The following is a 20,415-nucleotide window of genomic DNA, read 5'->3' on the forward strand; positions in this document are numbered from 1 at the left end:
GCGGCCGCCTTCCGATCGCGGAACGGCCGCTCCGCTCCCCACTAGCGGGTCACCTCCCCCCGCTCGATCCCCTCGCGGTGCTTCCCGGCCGCGAGGGGGCCCTCCAACGAATTAGCAAGGGCCCCAGCCATGCTTGCCTTTATCATACGGCGCACCATCGCCATGGTGCTGACCCTGTTCGCGGTCTCCATTGTGGCCTTTGCCATCATCCAATTACCGCCGGGTGATTTCCTCACCAGCTATGTCGCCAGCCTCTCGGCCACCGGTGATCAGGTCGATCCGCGCGTCATCGAAAATCTGCGCAACCAATATGGCCTGGGCGAGCCCTTCTACATTCAATATGGGAAGTGGATCTCCGGCGTTGTGCAGGGCAATTTCGGCCATAGTTTCGAGTGGAAACGGCCCGTCTGGGAGCTGATCTGGGGGCGCCTCGGCAATTCGATCCTGGTTGAGGGCCTGGCCGTCATCGTCATGTGGCTCGTGGCCCTGCCCATCGGCATCTATGCGGCTGTGCGCAAATATTCCCTGGGCGATTACCTGGCCACTATTGCCGGCTTTATCGGCCTGGCCGTGCCCAATTTCTTCTTTGCTCTGATCCTGATGTACCTGGCCTATATCTGGTTCGGCACCACCCTTGGCGGCCTGTTCTCGCCCGAGTTTGAAACGGCGCGCTGGAGCCTGCCGCGCATCTGGGATTTTCTGACCCATGCCTGGGCGCCGGTCCTGGTGCTGGCGACCAGCGGCACGGCCGAGCTTATCCGCATCCTGCGCGCCAACCTGCTCGATGAGCTGAAAAAGCCCTATGTGGTCACCGCCCGCGCCAAGGGTCTGCCCGAGTGGAAGGTGATCCTCAAATACCCCGTGCGGCTCGCGCTCAACCCGCTGGTCTCGACCATTGGCTGGCTGCTGCCAGCGCTGGTCTCCGGCTCGGTCATCGTCTCGGTGGTTTTGAACCTGCCCACGGCCGGGCCGATGCTGCTGCGCTCGCTGACCACGCAGGACATGTATCTGGCCGGCGCCATCATTCTCCTGCTCAGCGTGCTCACCGTCATCGGCACGCTGATCTCGGACGTTCTTCTCGCCCTCATCGATCCCCGCATTCGCTATGGGGCCAAATAATGGCTGTCGAAAGCATGGAAAATCTCGCGCCTGCCACCACAACGCCGCGCCGCCCGGCCCGCGAAAGCCAGTTCGGCCTGATGTGGCGCCGCTTCCGCCAGCACCGGCTGGCCGTCATCAGTCTGTGGGTGGTCGGCTTTTTCTATCTGGTGGCGCTGCTGGCCGAATTCCTGGCCCCCATGGACCCGTCCGACTATAGCGCCCGCTACACCTACGCGCCGCCCCAGGGCCTGCATTTCATCTCGCAGAATGAAGCGGGAGGCTGGGAATTCGGCCCCTTCGTCTATGGCTACAAGACCGAGATCGATCCGGTCGCCCTGCGCCGCACCTTTGTGATCGATGAAACCGTCAAATTGCCCGTGCGCTTCTTCGCACAAAGTGAGCCCTATCTGCTGGCCGGCGTTATTCCCATGTCCATCAAGCTCATGGCCGTCGAAAACCCACGCGATCCCTTCTACATCCTGGGCGCCGACCGGCTCGGCCGCGATCTGCTGAGCCGCCTAATCCATGGTACCCGCATCTCGCTCTCGATTGGCCTGGCCGGTGTGACCATGAGCCTGTTCTTCGGCATCGTCATCGGCGGCTTCGCCGGCTTTTATGGCGGCTGGTTCGATAGCGCCGTCATGCGCACCGTCGAGTTCATCCGCTCCATGCCCACCATTCCGCTCTGGCTGGGATTAGCCGCCGCCATGCCCAAGGACTGGTCGGCACTTCAGACCTATTTCGCCATCACCATCATCCTCTCGCTGATCGGCTGGACCGAACTGGCCCGTGTGGTGCGCGGCCGGTTTTTGTCATTGCGCACCGAGGATTTCGTCACCGCCGCCCAGCTCGACGGGGCCAGCGACTGGCGCATCGTCACCCGGCACATGGTCCCCAGCTTCACCAGCCACATCATCGCGGCGGCAACCCTGGCCATTCCCGGCATGATCCTGGCCGAAACAGCGCTGAGCTTCCTTGGCCTTGGCCTTCAAGCGCCGATCGTGAGCTGGGGCACGCTGCTCCAGGACGCGCAAAATATTCGCACCCTCGCGACCGCCCCCTGGCTGCTCGCACCCGGCGTCTGCGTCGTGGTGGTCATCCTTGCCCTCAATTTCTTCGGAGACGGCCTTCGTGACGCCGCTGATCCCCATGGTCGATAAACCTCTTCTCACCATCAAGGACATGTCCATTGTCTTCTCCTCTCCGGACGAAGCCGATATCGAGGCCGTGCGCCAGGTCGATCTAACGCTGACGCCCGGCAAGACGCTCGCCCTGGTCGGCGAAAGCGGCTGCGGCAAGTCCGTCACCGCCCGCGCCGTGCTGCGTCTGCTCGACAGGAACGCGAAAATCCCGAGCGGCGAAATTCTGTTCGACACGGGCAGAGGGGCCGTCGATATCGCCGGGCTCAAACCGGATAGTCTGGCCATGCGTTCCATTCGTGGCGCCGAGATTTCCATGATCTTCCAGGAGCCCATGACCTCGCTGTCGCCGGTGCACACAATCGGCGACCAGATCGACGAGATCATCATCCTGCATGATGGCCTCTCGCCCAAACAGGCGCGCGAACGCACCGTGTCATTGCTCGATCAGGTCGGGGTGCCCGGCGCCCGCGACCGCGCCAATGCCTATCCCTTCGAGCTGTCAGGCGGGCTGCGCCAACGCGCCATGATCGCCATGGCCCTGGCCTGTACGCCCAAACTGCTCATTGCCGACGAGCCCACCACCGCGCTCGACGTCACCACCCAGGCCCAGATTCTCGACCTGCTGCGGCAGCTCCAGGACGATTTCGGCATGGCCATACTGTTCATCACCCACGATCTGGGAGTGGTGGCTGAGATTGCCGACGAAATCGCCGTCATGTATCTGGGCGACGTGGTCGAGCAGGGGGACGTCTATGAGGTCTTCCGCGCCCCCAAACATCCCTATACCCAGGCGCTGATGAATTCGGTGCCGCGCCTCATGCGCAAGGCCGAACGGGAACGCCTCTCGCCTATCAAGGGCACCGTGCCCTCGCCCAAGGACCGGCCCCAGGGCTGCGCCTTTACCAGCCGTTGTCCCTACGCATTCGAACCCTGCGCCAGCCAACGCCCTGAGCGGACTATGGTCAGCGCAGGGCATGTCGCGCGCTGCCATCTGCTCACCACGCAAAAGGCGGAGGTTCCCGCATGACCACTTTGCTTTCAGTCGAAAATCTCTCCAAAGTCTTCCATCTCGGTGGCGGCCCGCTTCGGCCAGGCCGTGAGCTGGTGGCTCTCAACGACATCAATCTTACGGTCGAAGCGGGCGAAACACTCGCCATTGTGGGCGAAAGCGGCTGCGGCAAGACCACTCTGGGTCGCTGTATCATCAAGGCGCAGCCGGTGAGCGCGGGGCATGTCTTCTACCATCCTGCCAAGGGTGGCCATGTCGATCTGACCACGCTCGGCAAGCGGGAGATAAAGCCCTATCGCCGCGACATCCGCATGATCTTCCAGGACCCGATGAGCTCGCTCAATCCGAACATGCGGGTCTTCGACATCGTTGCCGAGCCGCTGCGGGTGCATAGGCTCATGCGTGGCAAGGAACTCGAAGCGCGGGTCTATGAGACCCTGGCCAAGGTCGGCATAGCGCCCGACGCGGCCGGGCGCTATCCGCATGCCTTTTCCGGCGGCCAGCGCCAGCGCATCGGCATCGCCCGCGCCCTGGTACTCGACCCGAAACTGGTCATTGCCGACGAGGCCGTCTCGGCGCTCGATGTCTCCATCCAGGCGCAGGTTCTCAATCTGCTCGATGATCTCAAGGCGGAGTTCGGCCTCACCTATATTTTCATCAGCCACGACCTGGGCGTAGTGAACTACATCGCCGACCGGGTGGTGGTCATGTATCTGGGCCATGTGGTGGAAAACGCGCCCACCGAAATGCTCTTTGAGCGGCCCCGCCACCCCTATACCGAAATGCTGCTCGAGGCCCTGCCTATCGCCGACCCCAGGCGGCGCAAGGGGCGGCGAACCGAACTCAAGGGCGAAATCCCTTATCTCGGCAATCGCCCCAAGGGCTGTCCGTTCCATACCCGCTGCAAGCACGTTCAGGATCGCTGCCGCAGCGAAAAGCCGGCGCTTCGCCCCGTCAATGGCACCGCGCAGATGGCGGCCTGCCACTTTGCCGAAACACTCGAACTCACCGGCGCCTATGACGCGCCGCAAAAGGCTATTGCTTGAAATGATCTATAATCCGGCGACCGCCAATCCGCTCTTTGGCAATCCGCTTCGGTCCCGCGCCGATGTCGAAAAGGGCCTGCGCGATCTTTTCGATCCGCTCTTGCCCTATTTCTCCGAGGGCGGCGCCCGTGTGCGCCTCGATGGGGCAGGGGCCCATTTCGACCGCGCCGCGGCCGACCTCGAAGGCTTTGCGCGTCCGCTCTGGGGCCTGACGCCACTGGCCGCAGGTGGCGGCGACTTTGCGCATTGGGAGCTCTATCGTCAGGGCCTTGCCAATGGCACCGATCCGGACCATCCCGAATATTGGGGCCAGGTCAATTCCACCGATCAGCGCATGGTCGAACTGGCGGCCATCGGTTTCACCATGCGCATGGTGCCGCACCTGGTTTGGGAGCCGTTGCCGCAAAGGGCCAAGGACAATCTGGCGGCCTATCTCAAGCATGCACGCAAGCATGACTATGCCGACAACAATTGGAAATTCTTCCGTGTCCTGGTCGATCTGGGCCTTGAGGAATGCGGGGTCGACTTCGACCGCTCGCTGACCGAGACATACCTCGAAGAGCTCGATGGCTTCTACCTCGGCGAAGGCTGGTATCGGGATGGCAATGTGCGCCGCATTGACCACTACATTCCCTTCGCCATGCATTTTTATGGCCTGATCTACGCCAAGCTTGCCCGTGGCGACGACAAGCGCGTCGCCGCCTATAAGGAACGGGCGCAGCTCTTCGCTCAAGATATCCAGCATTGGTTCGACGAGGATGGCGGTACGCTAGTCTTCGGGCGGAGCCTGACCTATCGCTTTGCCTGTGGCGGCTTCTGGGGGGCGCTGGCCTTTGCTGATCTCGAAGCCCTGCCCTGGGGCAAGATCAAGGGCCACTTCATGCGTCATCTGCGCTGGTGGGCCGATAAGCCTATCGCCCATGGCAATGGCGTGCTCTCCATCGGCTATGGCTATCCCAATCTCTTCATGTCCGAGAGCTATAATTCGGCCGGCTCGCCCTATTGGGCCCTCAAGGCCTTTCTGCCGCTGGCCCTGCCGGCTGATCATCCCTTCTGGACCGCAGAGGAGGAAGCGGCCGGCTTTGACCACAAGCCGATACCGCTGAAGCACCCCGGCATGGTCATGCAGCATTCCCCCGGCAATGTTGTCGCGCTCTCATCGGGTCAGCAGAACTGGCAGATGCGGCATGGCGCCGAGAAATACGCCAAATTCGTCTATTCGAGCCGCTATGGCTTTTCGGTGGAAGCCGATGAACGGGCCTATCATTCCGGGGCCTTCGACGGTGCCTTGGCCCTCAGCGACGATGGCCGCCACTATCGCGTGCGCGAAACCAACGAGGTCGCCCGGATCGCCGAAAATTGCCTGTTTGCGCGGTGGAAACCCTGGAACGATGTGACCGTCGAAACCTGGCTGGTTCCGGCCCATCACTGGCATGTCCGGGTCCACCGCATCACGACGCCCCGCGCCCTGCATGGCACCGAGGGAGGCTTTGCCATCGGTCGCGCTGACCTTAACGCCGACGATTATCTCGACGAGAAGGGCAGGGCGGTGGCGCGCTCGAAAACCGATCTCAGCGCCATTCTCGATCTCGCCGGCCAGCGGGATGGCCAGGCCTTCCGCGCCTTGCCCAATACCAATCTCATCGCCTCCAAAACCATCGTGCCGCAATTGCGCGGCGATATCGCGGTGGGAACCACTGTGCTGGTCACCGCGGCCATGGCCCTGCCGGCCGGGCCGGAGGCCGAAAATGCGCTGGTCAATCCTCCACACGCGCCCGACCTCGCGGCGCTGGAGGCGCTGTTTGAACGCGAAGGCGTGGATGTCAGCGCCATTCTGGTGCCGGAGCGCTTCTGATGCCGCCAAACCTCGTCTTTGCCTTCGACCCGAACAAGACCCGGCACGTCTTCGATGAGGAGATGTTGAACAGGCTCGGCCGCACCTGCAACATCCTTGCCGCGGAGCCGCTCAGTAGTTTTTCGACGCCCGAAGCACGCCGGCTCCTGGCTCTGGCCGACATTCTGGTTACCGGCTGGGGGTGTCCGGTGCTGACCCCCGATGTGCTGCGCGCCGCCCCCTCGCTCAAGCTGATTGCCCATGCGGCCGGGACGGTCAAATACACCATCGATCCCAGCGCCTATGCCAGCGGCATTCGTGTCACCCATGCCGCCGAAGCCAATGCGGTCCCGGTTGCCGAATTCACCCTTGCGGCCATCCTGTTCGCCAATAAGCGGGTCTTCGAGTTGCGCGATCTCTACCGCGCCGACCCCACGCGCCGTACCAGCTACCGGCTCATGGATGATCCCATTGGCAATTTTCGTCGCACGGTGGGGCTTGTGGGCGCCTCGCGTATCGGGCGCAAGGTGGCGGCCATGCTCGCCGGTTTCGATCTCAACGTCCTGCTTTACGATCCTTTCGTGCAGGCGGACGACCCCATTGCCATGCAGGCCGAACTGGTCGATCTCGATGGGCTGATGGCGCGATCCGACGTGGTGTCCATCCACGCTCCCTCGCTGCCCTCGACCCGGGGCATGATCGGTGCGCGTCAGTTGAAGCTGATGCGCGACGGCGCCGCCTTCATCAACACTGCGCGTGGCGCATTGATCGACGAGGTGGCTCTTTTGGCAGAGTTGCAGACCGGCCGCATCCAGGGGATCATCGATGTCACCGATCCCGAAGTGCCCGACACCGATTCCCCCTTCTTCTCGCTGCCCAATGTTTTCCTCACCCCCCACATTGCCGGTGCCATAGGCACCGAGCGGGCGCGCCTGGGCCTGATGGCAGTTGAGGAAGTCGAACGCTTCGTGCGCGGCGAATCCATGCTCTATGAAATCGAACCCGAACTGCTTGAACGGCTGGCCTGATCATGGACAATCCTTCATTGCCGCAATCGGTCGCTGACGAGACCTGGCACCAATCCCGGCTGCAATTCCTCACTTGGGATCGCAGACCGGAGGATATCGACAGTCCCGAGCACCGCGCCCGGCAGGCCGAGCTTATCGATCGGGCGGGAGCCAGCTTTCATCCCACCGCTTATGTGGCGGCGGACGCGGCCATTTTCACCACCAGCTTGGTTATGGGTGAGCAAAGCTGGATTGCCGGTCACGCCCTGGTGCGCGGCGAAGTCGTCTTCGGCGCCCATTGCACCATCAATCCCTATGCGATGATTTCGGGCAAGGTCAGCTGTGGCGATGGTGTGCGCATCGCCAGCCATGTGTCCCTGGTTGGTTTCAATCATGGCTTTGATGACCGCGACCAGCCAATCTATCGGCAAAAGCACGAATTTCTTGGTATCACCATTGAGGACGACGTGTGGGTCGGCGCCAATGCCGTTGTCGTCGATGGCGTCACCATCGGTCGTGGCGCCGTGATCGCCGCCGGTGCCGTCGTCAGCAAAGATGTGCCCCCTATGGCCATTGTCGGCGGTGTGCCGGCAAAGGTGCTGCGCTATCGCGGCCAGGGACGAAGCCATGAGACCCATGGCCAGCTCCAGGCGCTCGGCCAACGGGCTGCCTCGCAATACCAGGACATTTTGCGCCGCAATATGGTCGATGGCGACTATCTCTCGCGCGAAAATCATGGCGCCGCGCGTATGAGCATGCGTCATCTCTGCGATGCCATCGAAATAGCCGCTGGCTTTGACAACCTGCCCGACGGTCTGGACACGGCCGCTGCCATTGCCCGCCTGCAGGCTGTGCAGGACCCGCGGACGGGCCTGTTCCCCGATCCCTATCAACCGCCAAGGCCCGGCATACCGATGCGCCGGGACGGGCTGGCGCTCTATAATGTTCTGGCCGTTGGTTATGCGCTCGAGGTTCTGGGCAGCCAGCCGGCGCACCCCATTGGGGCCGTCGAGCTTTCCGCCCCCGACCTCTGCCAATGGCTCGAAAGCCTCACCTGGCGCGAGCGCGCCTGGGCGGCGGGCGCCGATGTCGATACCATCGGCACTGCGCTCTATTTCAATGCCCGTTATTTCGGCACCGGCCATGCCCGCCAAACCCTGTTCGGCTGGCTGGCGCTCAACCAGGATCGCGGCTCGGGCCTATGGGGCGCGCCGACGGGAGACCAGGGCCTGCTGCAGCCGGTCAACGGCTTCTACCGGCTGACGCGCGGCACCTATGCCCAGTTCGGCATTGCCGTGCCCAACCCGGAACGAGCCATCGACAGCGTATTGCTCAATCATCGTAATTATGGCGGTTTCACCGGCCCGACCTATACGGCCTGCAACCTGCTCGACACCATCCACCCGCTGCTGTTTTGCCTCGGCCAGACCGATCATCGCCGCGCCGAAGCCGAAGAAATCGCCAGGTCGGTCATTGCCCGCGCTGGCGAGCGCTGGATCGATGGGGAAGGCTTTGCCTTTGCCGACGGGCAGGCGCCGGGTCTTCAGGGCACCGAAATGTGGCTCTCGGTCGTGCATCTGGCGGCCAAATTGCTGGGCGAGGAGGACGCCTTCTCCTTCGTCCCCAAAGGCGTGCATCGCACCCAGGCAGTGGGACTGGGCCTATGACCAAAAAAGCCCTCATCGTCTGGGGTGGCATGGAATTGCATACGCCGGAGCGCGGCGCCCATGTCGTGCGGGATCTTCTCGAGCAAGAGGGGTTTGCGGTCACCGTAACCCCCGACTATGACGCGCTGGGCGCCGAGGATGTCGGCACAAATGATCTCATCGTCCCGGTCATTACCGATGGCACCCTGGCCCCGGAGAAGATGAACAACCTGATTGCCGCCATTCGCGCCGGTACGGGCCTTGCCGGCTATCATATGGGCCTGGCAACCACCTTCCGCGCCAGCGTGCCGTTCCGCTACGCGGCCAGCGTCTACTGGGTACAGCATCCGGGCAACATCATGCCCTACAAGGTTGATGTCACCCAGCCCGACCATCCGATCATGGACGGGATCGAGAGCTTCGAGCACACCTCGGAACAATATTATCTCAACTATGATCCGGCCGTCGAAGTGCTCGCGACGACGACCTTTTCCGGCGAGCATCACCCCTGGCGCAAGAATGTGGTCATGCCGGTGGTCTTCACCACCACGCACGATAAGGGGCGGGTATTCTATTCTTCGCTCGGCCACACGGCCGATGAGCTGGAAATTCCGCAGGTGCGGACCATCCTCAAGCGCGGCTTGCTCTGGGCCGCGCGATAGTCACTGCTGTTGCTGCTCCTCGGCCTGCCGCCGCAGCACTTCGGACTCAGGCAGGGCATTGGCATATTTCAGCTCCCGATTGGCGCGCGCCCAGAAGGCGGGATGCACCTTGTCGAGCAGAGCCGGGTCGCTTGCCCTCAGGCCCAGATCAAGAGCGGTAGGGTCGTAGAGGTAAAGAATGGCATTCTGTCGATACCATGCCGGCACGTCCTCATCGGCCCAAATCTGAGGCCGCACCACGTCATAAGGCTTGAGCCCATATACGGCGAACTGCCCGGCCCAGTAGCTCTGCCACTGCTCGTTGACATGCCCCACGCCGCCCTGGCCAGGGATGGCCGCGCTGAACAGGACGGCTGGCGCCATCGCCACCAGATCGGCGACAAAGCCTGCCGCCCTCCCCGGCGAGAGATGTTCGGCCACTTCGAGTGAGAGCACCAGATCCGCCTTTGGGCCGACAAAGGCCTGTTCCAGGTCTCGCGGCTCGAAGTCGATCCGCGGATCGTCCAGCATATCGGGCCGAACCCAGTCGCCCTCTATGCCGAAAGCGCTCATGGCGCCCATTTCCAGCGCTGCGGCGAGGAACGTTCCAGTGCCACAGCCGACATCGGCAATATGCCGGCGGGGCAGCCCTGCCGGCAGCGCGGCCAAAATGCGCCTGGCGGCATGCAGTGTGTGGTTGCGGCGCTCGGCATAAAAAGCGGCGGGATAGAGGCGGGTGGTCATGTCGGTTCCGGCTTTTCCGTTTGCGCAATGCTACAGCGCCGCGCGCCAAAAGCCCATAAATGAACAAACATGCTCGTACCCGCCGCGGCGTTGGCAGCGACCTGGTGATTGCCGCTGACCCTCGAGTGGGCGGCGCAGCAAATGCATTGACCCGGTCACGGGCCCGGCGCTAGCGTGCCGGCCATGGTCACGATCAAAGAAATTGCCGCAACGGTCGGTGTCTCGAGCGCTACCGTTTCGCGCGTCCTCAACTACGATTCCACCCTGTCGATTTCCAATCGCAAGCGGCAGGCCATTATCGAAACCGCCGAAGCGCTGAACTATGCCACACCCCGCAATCGCAATCGCGCTATCCAACAGGGGTTGAGCAAGGTGGCGCTGGTGCATTTCCTGCGGCCCGAGCAGGAACTGGTCGACCCCTATTATGTTGCCCTGCGCCTGGGTATCGAAAGCCGTTGCGCTGCGCTCCAGATCGAAACCGTGAAAGTTTATCACACCGACGCCAAACCCGATGCGGCCCTGCTGCAAAGCGCCTCTGGTGTCATCGCCATCGGCCGCCACGATGAGGACGAGATCGAATGGCTGCGGCGCCATGCGCGGCTCTTGGTGGTGGCCGATTTCGTTGCTTTTGACGAGCAGATCGACAGTGTCCAGGCAGATTTGCGTGTCGCAATGGAGAGGCTGCTGCAGTCCCTGTCGGGTCTGGGCTATCGCCGCATGGCCTATATCGGCCTGTTCGACCGGCGTGCCCAGACCTTCGTTGAATGGATGACCAAGGCTGGCTGGTTCGATGACCGCCTTTTGCGCTCTGGCGACAAGACCGAGGAGGGCGGCTATCGGCTTGCCCGCGAGCTTCTCCAGGAAAAGCGGCCGCCCGAACTCATCATCACCTTCAACGATTCCATGGCTATCGGCGTGTACCGGGCTGCCGCCGAACTGGGACTGTCCATTCCCACCGATATCAGCATCGCCAGCTTCAACGACAATTCGGTGGCCCAGTTTCTCAACCCGCCCCTGACCACGGTCCATCTGCCTGCCGAGGAGATTGGAGAGACCGCTGTGGAACTGCTGCTCGAACGCGCCGGTGGCCGTGAATTGGCCAAGCAGATCAGCCTGGCATCGCGCATTGTCTGGCGCGCCAGCACGCGCTCTCGGCCTGAGGAACAGGCGCAGTAAATTTCCTCAGTAAATATTTACTGAAATTCTTGCGTGCCAACCAAAAGTCATATTAGTCTGTTCCCAGGGTGATGAGGAAACACCCAATTGGGAGGAAATTCAATGACTCGTATGTCCACGGGCCTGAAGCGCTCGCTTGCTGTCGCACTGGCCAGCGTTTCCATGTTCAGCGTCACGGCGGCGTCCGCTGCCGAAATCCTGGTCTGGTGCTGGGATCCGAACTTCAATGGCGCAACCATGGAACAAGCCTTTGCCCGCTATCAGGCCGAACATCCCGACGACACTATCCGGGTGGAAATCTTCGACAAGGCCGCCATGGAGCAGAAGCTGCAGACCCAGCTCGCTTCCGGAACCACCGAGGGTCTGCCCGATATCGTTCTGATCGAAGATTATCGCGCCCAGAAATATCTCCTGTCATTCCCCGGCGCCTTCGAACCGCTGACCGACCAGATCGATTATTCCGCCTTTGCGCCCTATAAGGTTGCCGTCGGCACTGTCGATGGCCAGTCCTATTCGATGCCCTTCGACTCTGGCGTCACCGGCTATTTCTATCGCTCCGATCTGCTCGAAGCGGCCGGCTACACCGCCGCCGACCTCGAGGACATCACCTGGGACCGCCTGATCGAGATCGGCGTCGATATCAAGGAAAAGACCGGCGAAACCCTGTTGCCGATCGATCCGAACGATGCAGGCTGGCTGCGCATCATGATGCAGTCCGCCGGCACCTGGTATTTCGACGAAGCCGGCAACCTGACCATTGCCGACAATCCGGCCATCAAGGCATCGCTCGAAACCTATCAGCGCCTGATGAATGCCGGCATCACCAAGCCGGTGGCCGGCTGGACCGAATATACCGGTTCCTTCACCTCGGGCGACACCATGTCGACCTTTACCGGAGTGTGGATGACGGCCACCATCAAGGCCAATCCCGACCAGTCCGGCCAGTGGGGTGTCGCCCCCATTCCGCGGCTCGATGGCGTTGAAGGCTCGGTCAATGCCTCCAATCTGGGCGGCTCGAGCTGGTATGTCCTCTCCTCGGCGCCGCAGAAGGACCTTGCCATCGACTTCCTCAAGACAGTCTGGGGCAGCGATGTCGACTTCTACCAGGAAATCCTGGTCAATCAGGGCGCGCTCGGCTCGCTTCTGGCAGCCCGTGAAGGCGAAGCCTATCAGGCCAGCGACGAGTTCTTCGGCGGCCAGCCCGTCTGGCAGAACTTCTCCACCTGGCTCGGCGAGATCCCGGCCGTGAACTATGGCATTTTCACCGAAGAAGCCGACACCGCCGTCGTGGCTCAGCTACCGGCTCTGGTTAACGGTGGCAATGTTGACGAGATCATCTCGGCCATCAACGCCCAGGTCAGCCAGCAGATCCAGTAAGCAAACCGAATACCGGGGCGGTTCGCCGTCCCGGCCTCCCCGAGGCCCTTGCCGCAAGGCGAGGGTCATCGGTGGTTCTTGATACAAGCGGACTGGGGGTTGACGTGGCGCACTCTGGCTTGGCGCGAAGAGAACAGGTGAGCGGCTGGCTGTTTGTCATGCCGGCTCTGGTGCTGCTCGGCATCTTCATGATCTATCCCATCCTGTGGTCACTCTGGATGAGTTTTCAGGTCGGCCGCGGCATGGCGTTCAGTTTTGGCGGGTTGACCAACATCATTCGCCTCACCCAGGACCCTGTCTTTCTGCGGGCTCTCAGCAATACGCTGATCTTCCTGGCCATTCAGGTGCCCATCATGCTCGTGCTGGCGCTGCTCTTCGCCAGCGCGCTCAATGACAGCAAGCTCTGGGGGCGCGGCTTTTTCCGCACCGCCATCTTCCTGCCCTGCGTCACTTCGCTGGTCGCCTATTCGGTGATCTTCAAATCCATGTTCGCCGGCGACGGCATTATCAATCAGGTGCTGCTGGGCCTGCATATCGTCTCGACGCCCATTCCCTGGTTGGCCGACCCCTTCTGGGCCAAATTCGTGGTCGTGGCCGCCATCACCTGGCGCTGGACCGGCTACAACATGATTTTCTACCTCGCCGCCATGCAGAATATCGACCGTTCGATCTATGAAGCGGCGCGCATCGACGGTGTCCCGGCCTGGGCCCGCTTCTGGTACATCACCGTGCCGATGCTCAAGCCGGTGATCCTGTTCACCGCCGTCATTTCCACCATCGGCACGTTGCAGCTCTTCGACGAGCCGAACCTGCTCACTCAAGGTGGCCCATCGGATTCGACGCTGACGCTCTCCATGTATATCTACAATCTCAGCTTCCGCTTCATGCCCAGCTTCGGCTACGCGGCCACGGTCAGCTATGTCATCGTCGTGCTGGTGGCCATTTTGAGCTATATCCAGTTCCTGGTCGCAAGGGATCGCCGCGCATGAGCAATCCCCTCGTCCTTATCGGCCGTGCTGCAACCTATCTGGCGCTCTCGCTCGCAGCCTTCGTCTCGGTCTTTCCCTTCGTCTGGATGGTGATTGCGGCCACCAATACCTCGCCCGACATCATCAAGGGCAAGGCGACGCCCGGCGGCGCACTCTTTGCCAATATCGGCACATTCCTCAATTCGGTCGACCTGCCGCGCGTGCTGTTCAATTCGTTCTTCATCGCCGGGGTCGGTACGGCGCTGACCCTGCTGGTCTCCTCGCTGGCCGGCTATGGCTTTGAAATGTTCCGCAGCCGCTTCCGCGAGAAACTGTTCGGTGGTCTGCTCTTGATGCTGTCCATCCCCTTTGCGGCATTGATGATCCCGCTCTTTGTGATGATGGCGAACCTGAAGCTCATCAACACCTACCAGGCCATCATCCTGCCCACCGTCGCCTGGGTCTTCATCATCTTCTATTTCCGCCAGGCCACTAAAGCCTTCCCGCATGAATTGCGCGATGCCGCCCGCATAGACGGTCTCAAGGAGTGGCAGATTTTCCTTTTCGTCTACATGCCGGTGATGCGCTCGACCTATGCTGCAGCCACCATCATCGTCTTCATGATGCACTGGAACAATTATCTCTGGCCTCTGATCGTGCTTCAGACCAATGAGATGTTTACCCTGACCCTCGCGGTCGCCGCGCTCAGCGCCGGTTACACCCCCGATTTCGGCCTGGTCATGGTCGGCGCCATCGTTGCCACCCTGCCCACTCTCGTCATCTTCTTCCTGCTCCAGCGCCGCTTCGTCGAAGGCATGCTGGGCGCCGTCAAATAGAGTATTCCATGCGTTCTCTTATCGATTTCAATTCCGGCTGGCTGTTCGAGGGTAAGGATCAGGTCCGCCTGCCGCACACCGCGGTGGAGCTGCCGTTCAACTATTTCGACGAGACGGCCTATCAGCGCGTCTTTACCTATGAGAAGCGCTTCACCGCCGACCCCGCCTGGGCCGGCAAGGATGTCAGTGTCGTTTTCGATGGTGCCATGGCCAATGCCAAGGTCAGCCTCAACGGCAGCGAAGTCGTCGCCCACAAGGATGGCTACACGCCCTTTGAGGCACGCCTGACCGGCAAGCTCAAGGACGGCGAGAACGTCCTTACCGTCACCATTGACGGCAGTGAAAATCCGGACATTCCGCCCTTTGGCGGCCAGATCGATTACCTGACCTATGCCGGTATCTACCGCGAAGCCTGGCTTCGGGTCACCGCGCCAGTCTTTGTCGGCAATGCCAAGGTGGAAACACCTGATGCGCTGGCGGCAAGGAAATCGATCCGCGCCCGCATCGATCTGGCCAATCCGCAGGATCTACCGCTGTCGGGTACTCTGGTGGCCGCCCTTGTCGACGGTGACGGCAAGACCATTGCCACGACCGATGCGGCGATTAACGGGTCGTTGGTCGATGTCGCATTTGACGATCTCAGCGGCATCGCACTCTGGGATATCGACAATCCCGCGCTTTATACCCTGGTCGTCATGATCGACACGGGAGTAGGGCGGGACGAAGCAAGTTTCCGCTTCGGCTTCCGTACGGCCGAATTCACCACCGACGGGTTCAAGCTCAACGGCAAGGCGCTGAAACTGCGTGGCCTCAACCGCCATCAGTCCTTCCCTTATGTCGGCTATGCGCTGGGCAAATCTGCTCAGGAACGCGACGCGGAAATTCTCAAGCGCGAGCTCAAGCTCAACATGGTGCGCACCTCGCACTATCCGCAATCCCACTATTTCCTCGACCGCTGCGATGAATTGGGGCTGCTGGTCTTTGAGGAAATTCCGGGCTGGCAGCATATCGGTGGCGAGAGCTGGAAGGACGAGAGCGTCGAGAACGTCCGCCGCATGATCACGCGCGACTGGAACCACCCCTCCATTGTCATCTGGGGCGTGCGGATCAATGAAAGCCAGGACGACCACGACTTCTATGTGCGCACCAACAAGCTGGCCCATGAGCTAGACCCGACCCGCCAGACCGGCGGCGTCCGCTACATCACCGATAGCGAATTGCTCGAAGACGTCTACACCATGAACGACTTCATCCTCGGGCTGGAGGAATGGGGCGGCAATCGCCCGCGTACGCCATTGCGCCCGCAGCAGGAAGTCACCGGCCTCGATCGCGTGGTGCCCTATATGATCACCGAATATGGTGGGCACATGTACCCGACCAAGTCCTGGGATCAGGAGCAGCGCCAGGCTGAGCACGTTTTGAGGCATCTCGAAGTCATGAACGCCGCCTATGGCGATCCGCAGATTGCCGGGTGCATCGGCTGGTGCGCCTTCGATTACAATACCCATAAGGATTTCGGCTCGGGCGATCGCATCTGCCACCATGGCGTGATGGACATGTTCCGGGAGCCGAAATTTGCCGCCTATGCCTATATCAGCCAATGCGAGCCGAGCGACGAGGTGATCCTGAAACCCGTGACCTTCTGGGCGCGTGGCGAACGCAATATCGGCGGCGTGCTGCCGCTGATGATCCTCACCAATTGCGACGAGGTCGAACTGACCTATGGCTCGAATACGCCCAAGCGCTTCACGCCTGATCGCAAAGCCTTCCCCCATCTGCCGCATGCCCCAGTCGTTATCAAGCGCGAGCACCTGACCGACGAAGAATTGGGCCTGTGGGGCATGAGCTGGGAAGACGCCACCATCACCGGCTATATCGCTGGCAAACCCGTCAAGACGGTCAACTTCATCGCCGATCCCATCGCCCATGCGCTTGAAGTCGCGCCGGACGCGACCGAAATTGGCACCGAGGGCGACACCACCCGTGTCATGATCCGTGCGCTGGATCAGTCGGGCAAGAAGCTGCCCTTCTTCCCCGAGCCTGTGGCTATCGAAGTGTCCGGCGCTGCCGAAAGGCTGGGTCCGGGCATCGTTCCCTTGCGCGCCGGCTCGACCGGCTTCTGGCTACGCTCGACCGGCAAGGGCCCCATCACGGTTACGGTGTCCAATGAGCGGCTCGGCCGCGCTACTGTCACGCTCACAGCAAGCTGAGGAAATCCCATGTCCGGTTTGAAGCTGACCAATGTGAAAAAGTCCTTCGGCACTGTGGAGGTGATCCGGGGCGTTGATCTGGACATTGCCGACAAGGAATTCGTGGTCTTTGTCGGTCCCTCGGGCTGCGGCAAGTCCACCCTGCTGCGCATGATCGCGGGGCTTGAGCAGATTTCGGGCGGCGATCTGTTCATCGGCGACAACCGCATGAACGATGTCGATCCGTCCAAGCGCGGCATCGCCATGGTGTTCCAGTCCTATGCGCTCTATCCGCATATGAGTGTGCGAGAGAATATGGGTTTCGCCCTGCGCTTTGCCGGCGCCAACAAATCCGAGATCGAGAGCCGGGTCGCCGAGGCCGCCCGCATCCTCGAGCTCGAACCGCTGCTCGATCGCCGCCCGGGCCAGCTCTCGGGCGGACAGCGCCAGCGCGTCGCCATTGGTCGCGCCATCGTGCGGCATCCCGACGTGTTCCTCTTCGACGAACCGCTCTCCAATCTCGACGCCGAGCTGCGCGTGCATATGCGCATCGAGTTGGCGCGGCTCCACAAGGAACTCAACACCACCATCATCTATGTCACCCACGATCAGGTCGAGGCCATGACCCTGGCCGACAAGATCGTGGTGCTGCGCGACGGGCGCATCGAACAGGTCGGTTCGCCGCTCGAACTCTATGACGATCCCGACAATCTCTTTGTCGCCGGTTTTATCGGCTCGCCGAAAATGAACTTTCTCGACGGCACGGCCGAGGCCGACGGCATCCGCCTCAAGGATTTCCCGGGCCAGGTCATTCCCTCGCCAGTCTCCCTGGAGGTCGGCACGGAGGTCACCATCGGCATTCGCCCCGAGCATTTCACACGTCAGGGCTCAGCTGCGCTGGACGTCAATGTCGAGATCATCGAACATCTCGGCGGTGAAACCTATGCCTATGCGCGCGATAAGGGGGCAGAGGTCATCACCATCGCAACTGGCAACGATCGCGATCTCAAGACTGGTGATCGCTACAAAGCCCATTTCGACCCCGCAGCGCTGCTGGTTTTCAATAGGGATGGTCAGCGCCTGCGTTGACGGCCGGTCGGCGCGTCCCCTTGGCCACGAAAGTCGGCAGGCGCGCGGGCGCCTGATCGATCAGTCCTGAACACGCGACGTGCTTTCCACAAGCGGCCTGCCATGCTCAGGTCGTGACCGGGGTAGCGGTGCTTCGATGTGCTGGGCCTTTGTACGGCCCACACCAAGATCGTCCAGCAACCAGTCTTCCGCATTCGTCAATTCACAAGGCAGCTTGGGCTTGGCCTCCGCAGGACCGAACAGGCTCCACATTGTACTGGCAATCTGCGACCACATCGTTGCGCGCCTGCCGTCTCCATCGCGTGCGGCAGCGCCTCTCTTGGATATTTCCTGCATGGATCACTCCTCAAACCAAAGATTGGCGGCAACCTGCCAAGAGAAGTCACATTCATCAAATGAATGTTTTGCTGGTTTATCATCGAAAAAGTAGATGTATCATGGCGTCATGCACGCTCTTGATACCGATTTCCTGCGGTCCTTCCTCGCCATCTCCGACACGGGCAGCTTTGGTGCTGCCGCGCAGAAGGTGAACAAGACCCAATCCACTATTTCCGCGCAGATGAAGCGGCTCGAAGAGACCCTCGGCGTTCCCCTGTTCGCCAAGGAGGGGCGCCGCAATCTGTTGACGCCCGAAGGCCTGCGCCTTCTCGAATATGCGCGCTCAATCGTGCGGCTGAATGAGGAGACCCTGAACGCCTTCAGGGCGCCGCGATTGGGTGGCTCAATCAAATTGGGCATCTGTGACGACTATGGCCAGACCTTCTTGTTGCCAGCCCTTGCGCGCTTCGCGCGTCGCTATCCGCAGATCGAGGTTGAAGTCGTCACTGCCGATAGTCCCACGCTACGTCGTCGGGCGGTTGTCGACTCCTTCGATGCCATTATCGTTTCGACGAAGTCGGGTGTTGAGGGGCTTGAATTGCTGCGCTTGGATCAGCTTTACTGGATCGGAGCGGAGGACCACACGACCCATCTGGAACCGCGTCTGCCCCTGGCCATGTGGTCCGAAGGGTGCCGCTGGCGCAGCATGGCTCTGGCTGCGCTCGCTGAGGCCGGCCGGCCCTATCGCGTCATGCACACCACATCCAATGCCTCGCTTTTGCGGGCGGTCGTGCGCGAAGGGCTGGCTATTACCGTGGGTCCAAAATGGTATCTCGAAAAGGGCCTCGTCTTGCTGTCCGAGATGAACCGGTCCTGCCCTCTGGGAGAGGACGGACTTGGCATCAAGATCATGAATCCGGACATGGACGAGCCGATCTCGACTTTTCTCGACTATGTCCGAACTTTTTTCAGCGACCGGGATCGGGCCGTGGCCTAGCCTGGAAACGGTTTGAAATGTTTGGAGAGCTTGAGCGTTTGCGCCTGATAATTTGAGCCCAGATCAGTGCCATAGAGCCGGTCCGGCTTTTCTGCCAGTTCCTCATAGATCAGCCGGCCAATGATCTGGCCGTGCCCGAGCAAAAACGGCACCTCGCGGCTCCTGACTTCCAGAACCGCGCGGCTGCCCGTGCCTCCGGCCGCCGAATGGCCGAAGCCGGGATCGAAAAAACCGGCATAGTGGACGCGGAACTCGCCCACCAGCGGATCGAAAGGCACCATTTCGGCTGCGTGGGTAGGGGGCACATGCACCGCTTCCAGGCTCACCAGAATGTAGAATTCATCCGGGTCCAGGATCAGCTCGCTTTGCCCATGGGCATGAAGCGGCTCCCAGAAATCGAGCACATCGAGCGCCGCCTTCTTGTCCACATCGACAACCGCAGTATGGCGCTTGGAGCGAAACCCGATCAGCCCATCACGACCCTGACCTTCAAGGTCGATAGACAGGGCAACGCCTTCGCCCACCGGCATGTCTCCGCCGATCACCAATGTATCTGTGGCGTGCAGTGCTCTGTGTTCGGCAATGCTGAGCCGGCTGTCCCCGCATCGAAACCGCATTTGCGACAGGCGGGATCCCGTGCGCACCAGGACAGGAAAGGTGCGCGGGCTGATTTCGAGATAAAGCGGTCCGGTATAGCCTGCTGGCAATTGGTCAAAGCCGCGCGCCCGGTCCCCGATCACCCGGGTAAATACATCGAGCCGGCCGGTCGAGCTCTTCGGATTGGCCGACGCGCTCACATCTTCCGGCAAGTCCAGGCTTTCTTCGAGCGGCACGAGATAGACGCAGCCGCGCTCCAGCACCGCGCCCTGGCTGAGGTCGATTTCGTGCAGCTTGAGGGCTTCGATGCGTTCGGCGACCGAATGATCGGGACCGGGCAGGAAGCTTGCCCGCACGCGATAGGCGGTTTTGCCCAATCTCAGGTCGAGGCTTGCTGGCTGCACCTGGTCCTCGTCGAAAGGCAGGGACACCCGGATCGCCCCCTCCCGATGCAGCCTTTCGATCAACCGCGCCGGAAAAACGCCCCTGGGCCAGCTGTCAGCCATGATAATCGATCCCATCCCCGCGACTGCTCTTCCCTAGCAACCTTCGGCAATTGACGCCAACTGCCAATTGGCCTTAGATCACAGCCCAGTGGTGATTTGGCCGGTCGCTTGCAGCCACTTAAAAGAAATAGCTAAAGACCGTTATGGAACCGGCCGCCATTTGCGGGCCGGTTTTTTGTTTAGAAGGCGCAG

General features: G+C 61.4%; 17 protein-coding genes and 1 riboswitch. Of the genes, 15 read left to right on the forward strand and 2 right to left on the reverse strand.

Annotated features, from left to right (window positions below; translation table 11 throughout):
- The first annotated feature begins 129 nt into the window (after positions 1-129).
- Genes V8Z65_RS02040 through V8Z65_RS02075 form a run of 8 tightly spaced genes read left to right on the forward strand, consistent with a single transcriptional unit; the run spans position 130 to position 9,447 of the window.
- A complete protein-coding gene (locus tag V8Z65_RS02040) occupies positions 130-1,119 on the forward strand; it encodes an ABC transporter permease (RefSeq protein WP_338722194.1) in 990 nt (329 codons plus the stop codon).
- A 14-nt stretch (positions 1,120-1,133) separates the two neighbouring features.
- Positions 1,134-2,261, forward strand: a complete 1,128-nt coding sequence (locus V8Z65_RS02045; protein ID WP_338723932.1) for an ABC transporter permease — start codon at positions 1,134-1,136, stop codon at positions 2,259-2,261.
- Positions 2,233-3,270: an ABC transporter ATP-binding protein gene (locus tag V8Z65_RS02050; RefSeq protein ID WP_338722195.1), complete on the forward strand. Its 1,038-nt coding sequence runs from the start codon at positions 2,233-2,235 to the stop codon at positions 3,268-3,270. Before V8Z65_RS02045 ends, V8Z65_RS02050 begins: the two co-directional genes overlap by 29 nt.
- Positions 3,267-4,298 carry an oligopeptide/dipeptide ABC transporter ATP-binding protein gene (locus tag V8Z65_RS02055; protein ID WP_338722196.1) on the forward strand — a complete coding sequence of 344 codons (1,032 nt, stop codon included), beginning with the start codon at positions 3,267-3,269 and terminating at the stop codon, positions 4,296-4,298. The genes V8Z65_RS02050 and V8Z65_RS02055 overlap by 4 nt, the downstream gene beginning before the upstream one ends.
- A 1-nt stretch (position 4,299) precedes the next feature.
- Positions 4,300-6,153 (forward strand): DUF2264 domain-containing protein, encoded by a 1,854-nt coding sequence (locus V8Z65_RS02060; protein ID WP_338723933.1) that lies wholly within the window; start codon positions 4,300-4,302, stop codon positions 6,151-6,153.
- Positions 6,150-7,160, forward strand: coding sequence for a hydroxyacid dehydrogenase (locus V8Z65_RS02065; protein ID WP_338723935.1), 1,011 nt, complete (start codon positions 6,150-6,152; stop codon positions 7,158-7,160). The genes V8Z65_RS02060 and V8Z65_RS02065 overlap by 4 nt, the downstream gene beginning before the upstream one ends.
- Before the next feature lie 2 nt (positions 7,161-7,162).
- Entirely contained in the window at positions 7,163-8,806 is a 1,644-nt protein-coding gene (locus V8Z65_RS02070; RefSeq protein ID WP_338722198.1) for an acyltransferase, read from the forward strand.
- The gene (locus V8Z65_RS02075) at positions 8,803-9,447 is read left to right on the forward strand and encodes a ThuA domain-containing protein (protein WP_338722200.1); all 645 of its coding nucleotides are present in this window, start codon (positions 8,803-8,805) and stop codon (positions 9,445-9,447) included. Before V8Z65_RS02070 ends, V8Z65_RS02075 begins: the two co-directional genes overlap by 4 nt.
- On the opposite strand, the gene V8Z65_RS02080 is transcribed toward V8Z65_RS02075, so the two are convergent.
- Positions 9,448-10,170 (reverse strand): class I SAM-dependent methyltransferase, encoded by a 723-nt coding sequence (locus V8Z65_RS02080; RefSeq protein WP_338722201.1) that lies wholly within the window; start codon positions 10,168-10,170, stop codon positions 9,448-9,450.
- Between the two features lie 183 nt (positions 10,171-10,353).
- Between V8Z65_RS02080 and V8Z65_RS02085 the strand changes: the two genes are divergently transcribed.
- The 7 genes from V8Z65_RS02085 (at position 10,354) to V8Z65_RS02115 (ending at position 19,120) form a co-directional block, all read left to right on the forward strand.
- Complete coding sequence (locus V8Z65_RS02085) at positions 10,354-11,346, forward strand: LacI family DNA-binding transcriptional regulator (protein ID WP_338722203.1); 993 nt, start codon at positions 10,354-10,356, stop codon at positions 11,344-11,346.
- A 102-nt stretch (positions 11,347-11,448) separates the two neighbouring features.
- The gene (locus V8Z65_RS02090) at positions 11,449-12,723 is read left to right on the forward strand and encodes an extracellular solute-binding protein (protein WP_338722205.1); all 1,275 of its coding nucleotides are present in this window, start codon (positions 11,449-11,451) and stop codon (positions 12,721-12,723) included.
- Positions 12,724-12,881: 158 nt separating this feature from the next.
- Positions 12,882-13,712 (forward strand): sugar ABC transporter permease, encoded by an 831-nt coding sequence (locus V8Z65_RS02095; RefSeq protein ID WP_338723936.1) that lies wholly within the window; start codon positions 12,882-12,884, stop codon positions 13,710-13,712.
- Positions 13,709-14,527, forward strand: a complete 819-nt coding sequence (locus V8Z65_RS02100) for a carbohydrate ABC transporter permease (RefSeq protein ID WP_338722207.1) — start codon at positions 13,709-13,711, stop codon at positions 14,525-14,527. The genes V8Z65_RS02095 and V8Z65_RS02100 overlap by 4 nt, the downstream gene beginning before the upstream one ends.
- Positions 14,528-14,535: 8 nt before the next feature.
- A complete protein-coding gene (locus V8Z65_RS02105) occupies positions 14,536-16,737 on the forward strand; it encodes a glycoside hydrolase family 2 TIM barrel-domain containing protein (RefSeq protein WP_338722209.1) in 2,202 nt (733 codons plus the stop codon).
- Between the two features lie 9 nt (positions 16,738-16,746).
- The gene (gene ugpC, locus V8Z65_RS02110) at positions 16,747-17,805 is read left to right on the forward strand and encodes a sn-glycerol-3-phosphate ABC transporter ATP-binding protein UgpC (RefSeq protein ID WP_338722210.1); all 1,059 of its coding nucleotides are present in this window, start codon (positions 16,747-16,749) and stop codon (positions 17,803-17,805) included.
- A gap of 430 nt (positions 17,806-18,235) precedes the next feature.
- On the forward strand, positions 18,236-19,120 hold the full coding sequence (locus V8Z65_RS02115) for a LysR substrate-binding domain-containing protein (RefSeq protein WP_338722211.1): 885 nt from the start codon (positions 18,236-18,238) through the stop codon (positions 19,118-19,120).
- Here V8Z65_RS02115 and V8Z65_RS02120 read toward each other — a convergent pair.
- Positions 19,117-20,223, reverse strand: a complete 1,107-nt coding sequence (locus V8Z65_RS02120) for a 2'-deoxycytidine 5'-triphosphate deaminase (RefSeq protein WP_338722213.1) — start codon at positions 20,221-20,223, stop codon at positions 19,117-19,119. The two genes, V8Z65_RS02115 and V8Z65_RS02120, sit on opposite strands and share 4 nt — an antisense overlap.
- Before the next feature lie 78 nt (positions 20,224-20,301).
- Positions 20,302-20,377: riboswitch (SAM riboswitch) on the forward strand.
- Positions 20,378-20,415 lie beyond the last annotated feature (38 nt).

The organism is Devosia sp. XK-2 (assembly GCF_037113415.1).
Classification (GTDB): Bacteria; Pseudomonadota; Alphaproteobacteria; order Rhizobiales; family Devosiaceae; genus Devosia.

Coding starts and splice junctions, on each gene's coding strand:
- V8Z65_RS02040 (WP_338722194.1), top strand. CDS start 130: ATGCTTGCCTTTATCATACGGCGCACCATCGCCATGGTGCTGACCCTG.
- V8Z65_RS02045 (WP_338723932.1), top strand. CDS start 1,134: ATGGAAAATCTCGCGCCTGCCACCACAACGCCGCGCCGCCCGGCCCGC.
- V8Z65_RS02055 (WP_338722196.1), top strand. CDS start 3,267: ATGACCACTTTGCTTTCAGTCGAAAATCTCTCCAAAGTCTTCCATCTC.
- V8Z65_RS02060 (WP_338723933.1), top strand. CDS start 4,300: ATGATCTATAATCCGGCGACCGCCAATCCGCTCTTTGGCAATCCGCTT.
- V8Z65_RS02070 (WP_338722198.1), top strand. CDS start 7,163: ATGGACAATCCTTCATTGCCGCAATCGGTCGCTGACGAGACCTGGCAC.
- V8Z65_RS02075 (WP_338722200.1), top strand. CDS start 8,803: ATGACCAAAAAAGCCCTCATCGTCTGGGGTGGCATGGAATTGCATACG.
- V8Z65_RS02080 (WP_338722201.1), bottom strand. CDS start 10,170: ATGACCACCCGCCTCTATCCCGCCGCTTTTTATGCCGAGCGCCGCAAC.
- V8Z65_RS02085 (WP_338722203.1), top strand. CDS start 10,354: ATGGTCACGATCAAAGAAATTGCCGCAACGGTCGGTGTCTCGAGCGCT.
- V8Z65_RS02090 (WP_338722205.1), top strand. CDS start 11,449: ATGACTCGTATGTCCACGGGCCTGAAGCGCTCGCTTGCTGTCGCACTG.
- V8Z65_RS02095 (WP_338723936.1), top strand. CDS start 12,882: ATGCCGGCTCTGGTGCTGCTCGGCATCTTCATGATCTATCCCATCCTG.
- V8Z65_RS02100 (WP_338722207.1), top strand. CDS start 13,709: ATGAGCAATCCCCTCGTCCTTATCGGCCGTGCTGCAACCTATCTGGCG.
- V8Z65_RS02105 (WP_338722209.1), top strand. CDS start 14,536: ATGCGTTCTCTTATCGATTTCAATTCCGGCTGGCTGTTCGAGGGTAAG.
- ugpC (WP_338722210.1), top strand. CDS start 16,747: ATGTCCGGTTTGAAGCTGACCAATGTGAAAAAGTCCTTCGGCACTGTG.
- V8Z65_RS02115 (WP_338722211.1), top strand. CDS start 18,236: ATGTATCATGGCGTCATGCACGCTCTTGATACCGATTTCCTGCGGTCC.
- V8Z65_RS02120 (WP_338722213.1), bottom strand. CDS start 20,223: ATGGCTGACAGCTGGCCCAGGGGCGTTTTTCCGGCGCGGTTGATCGAA.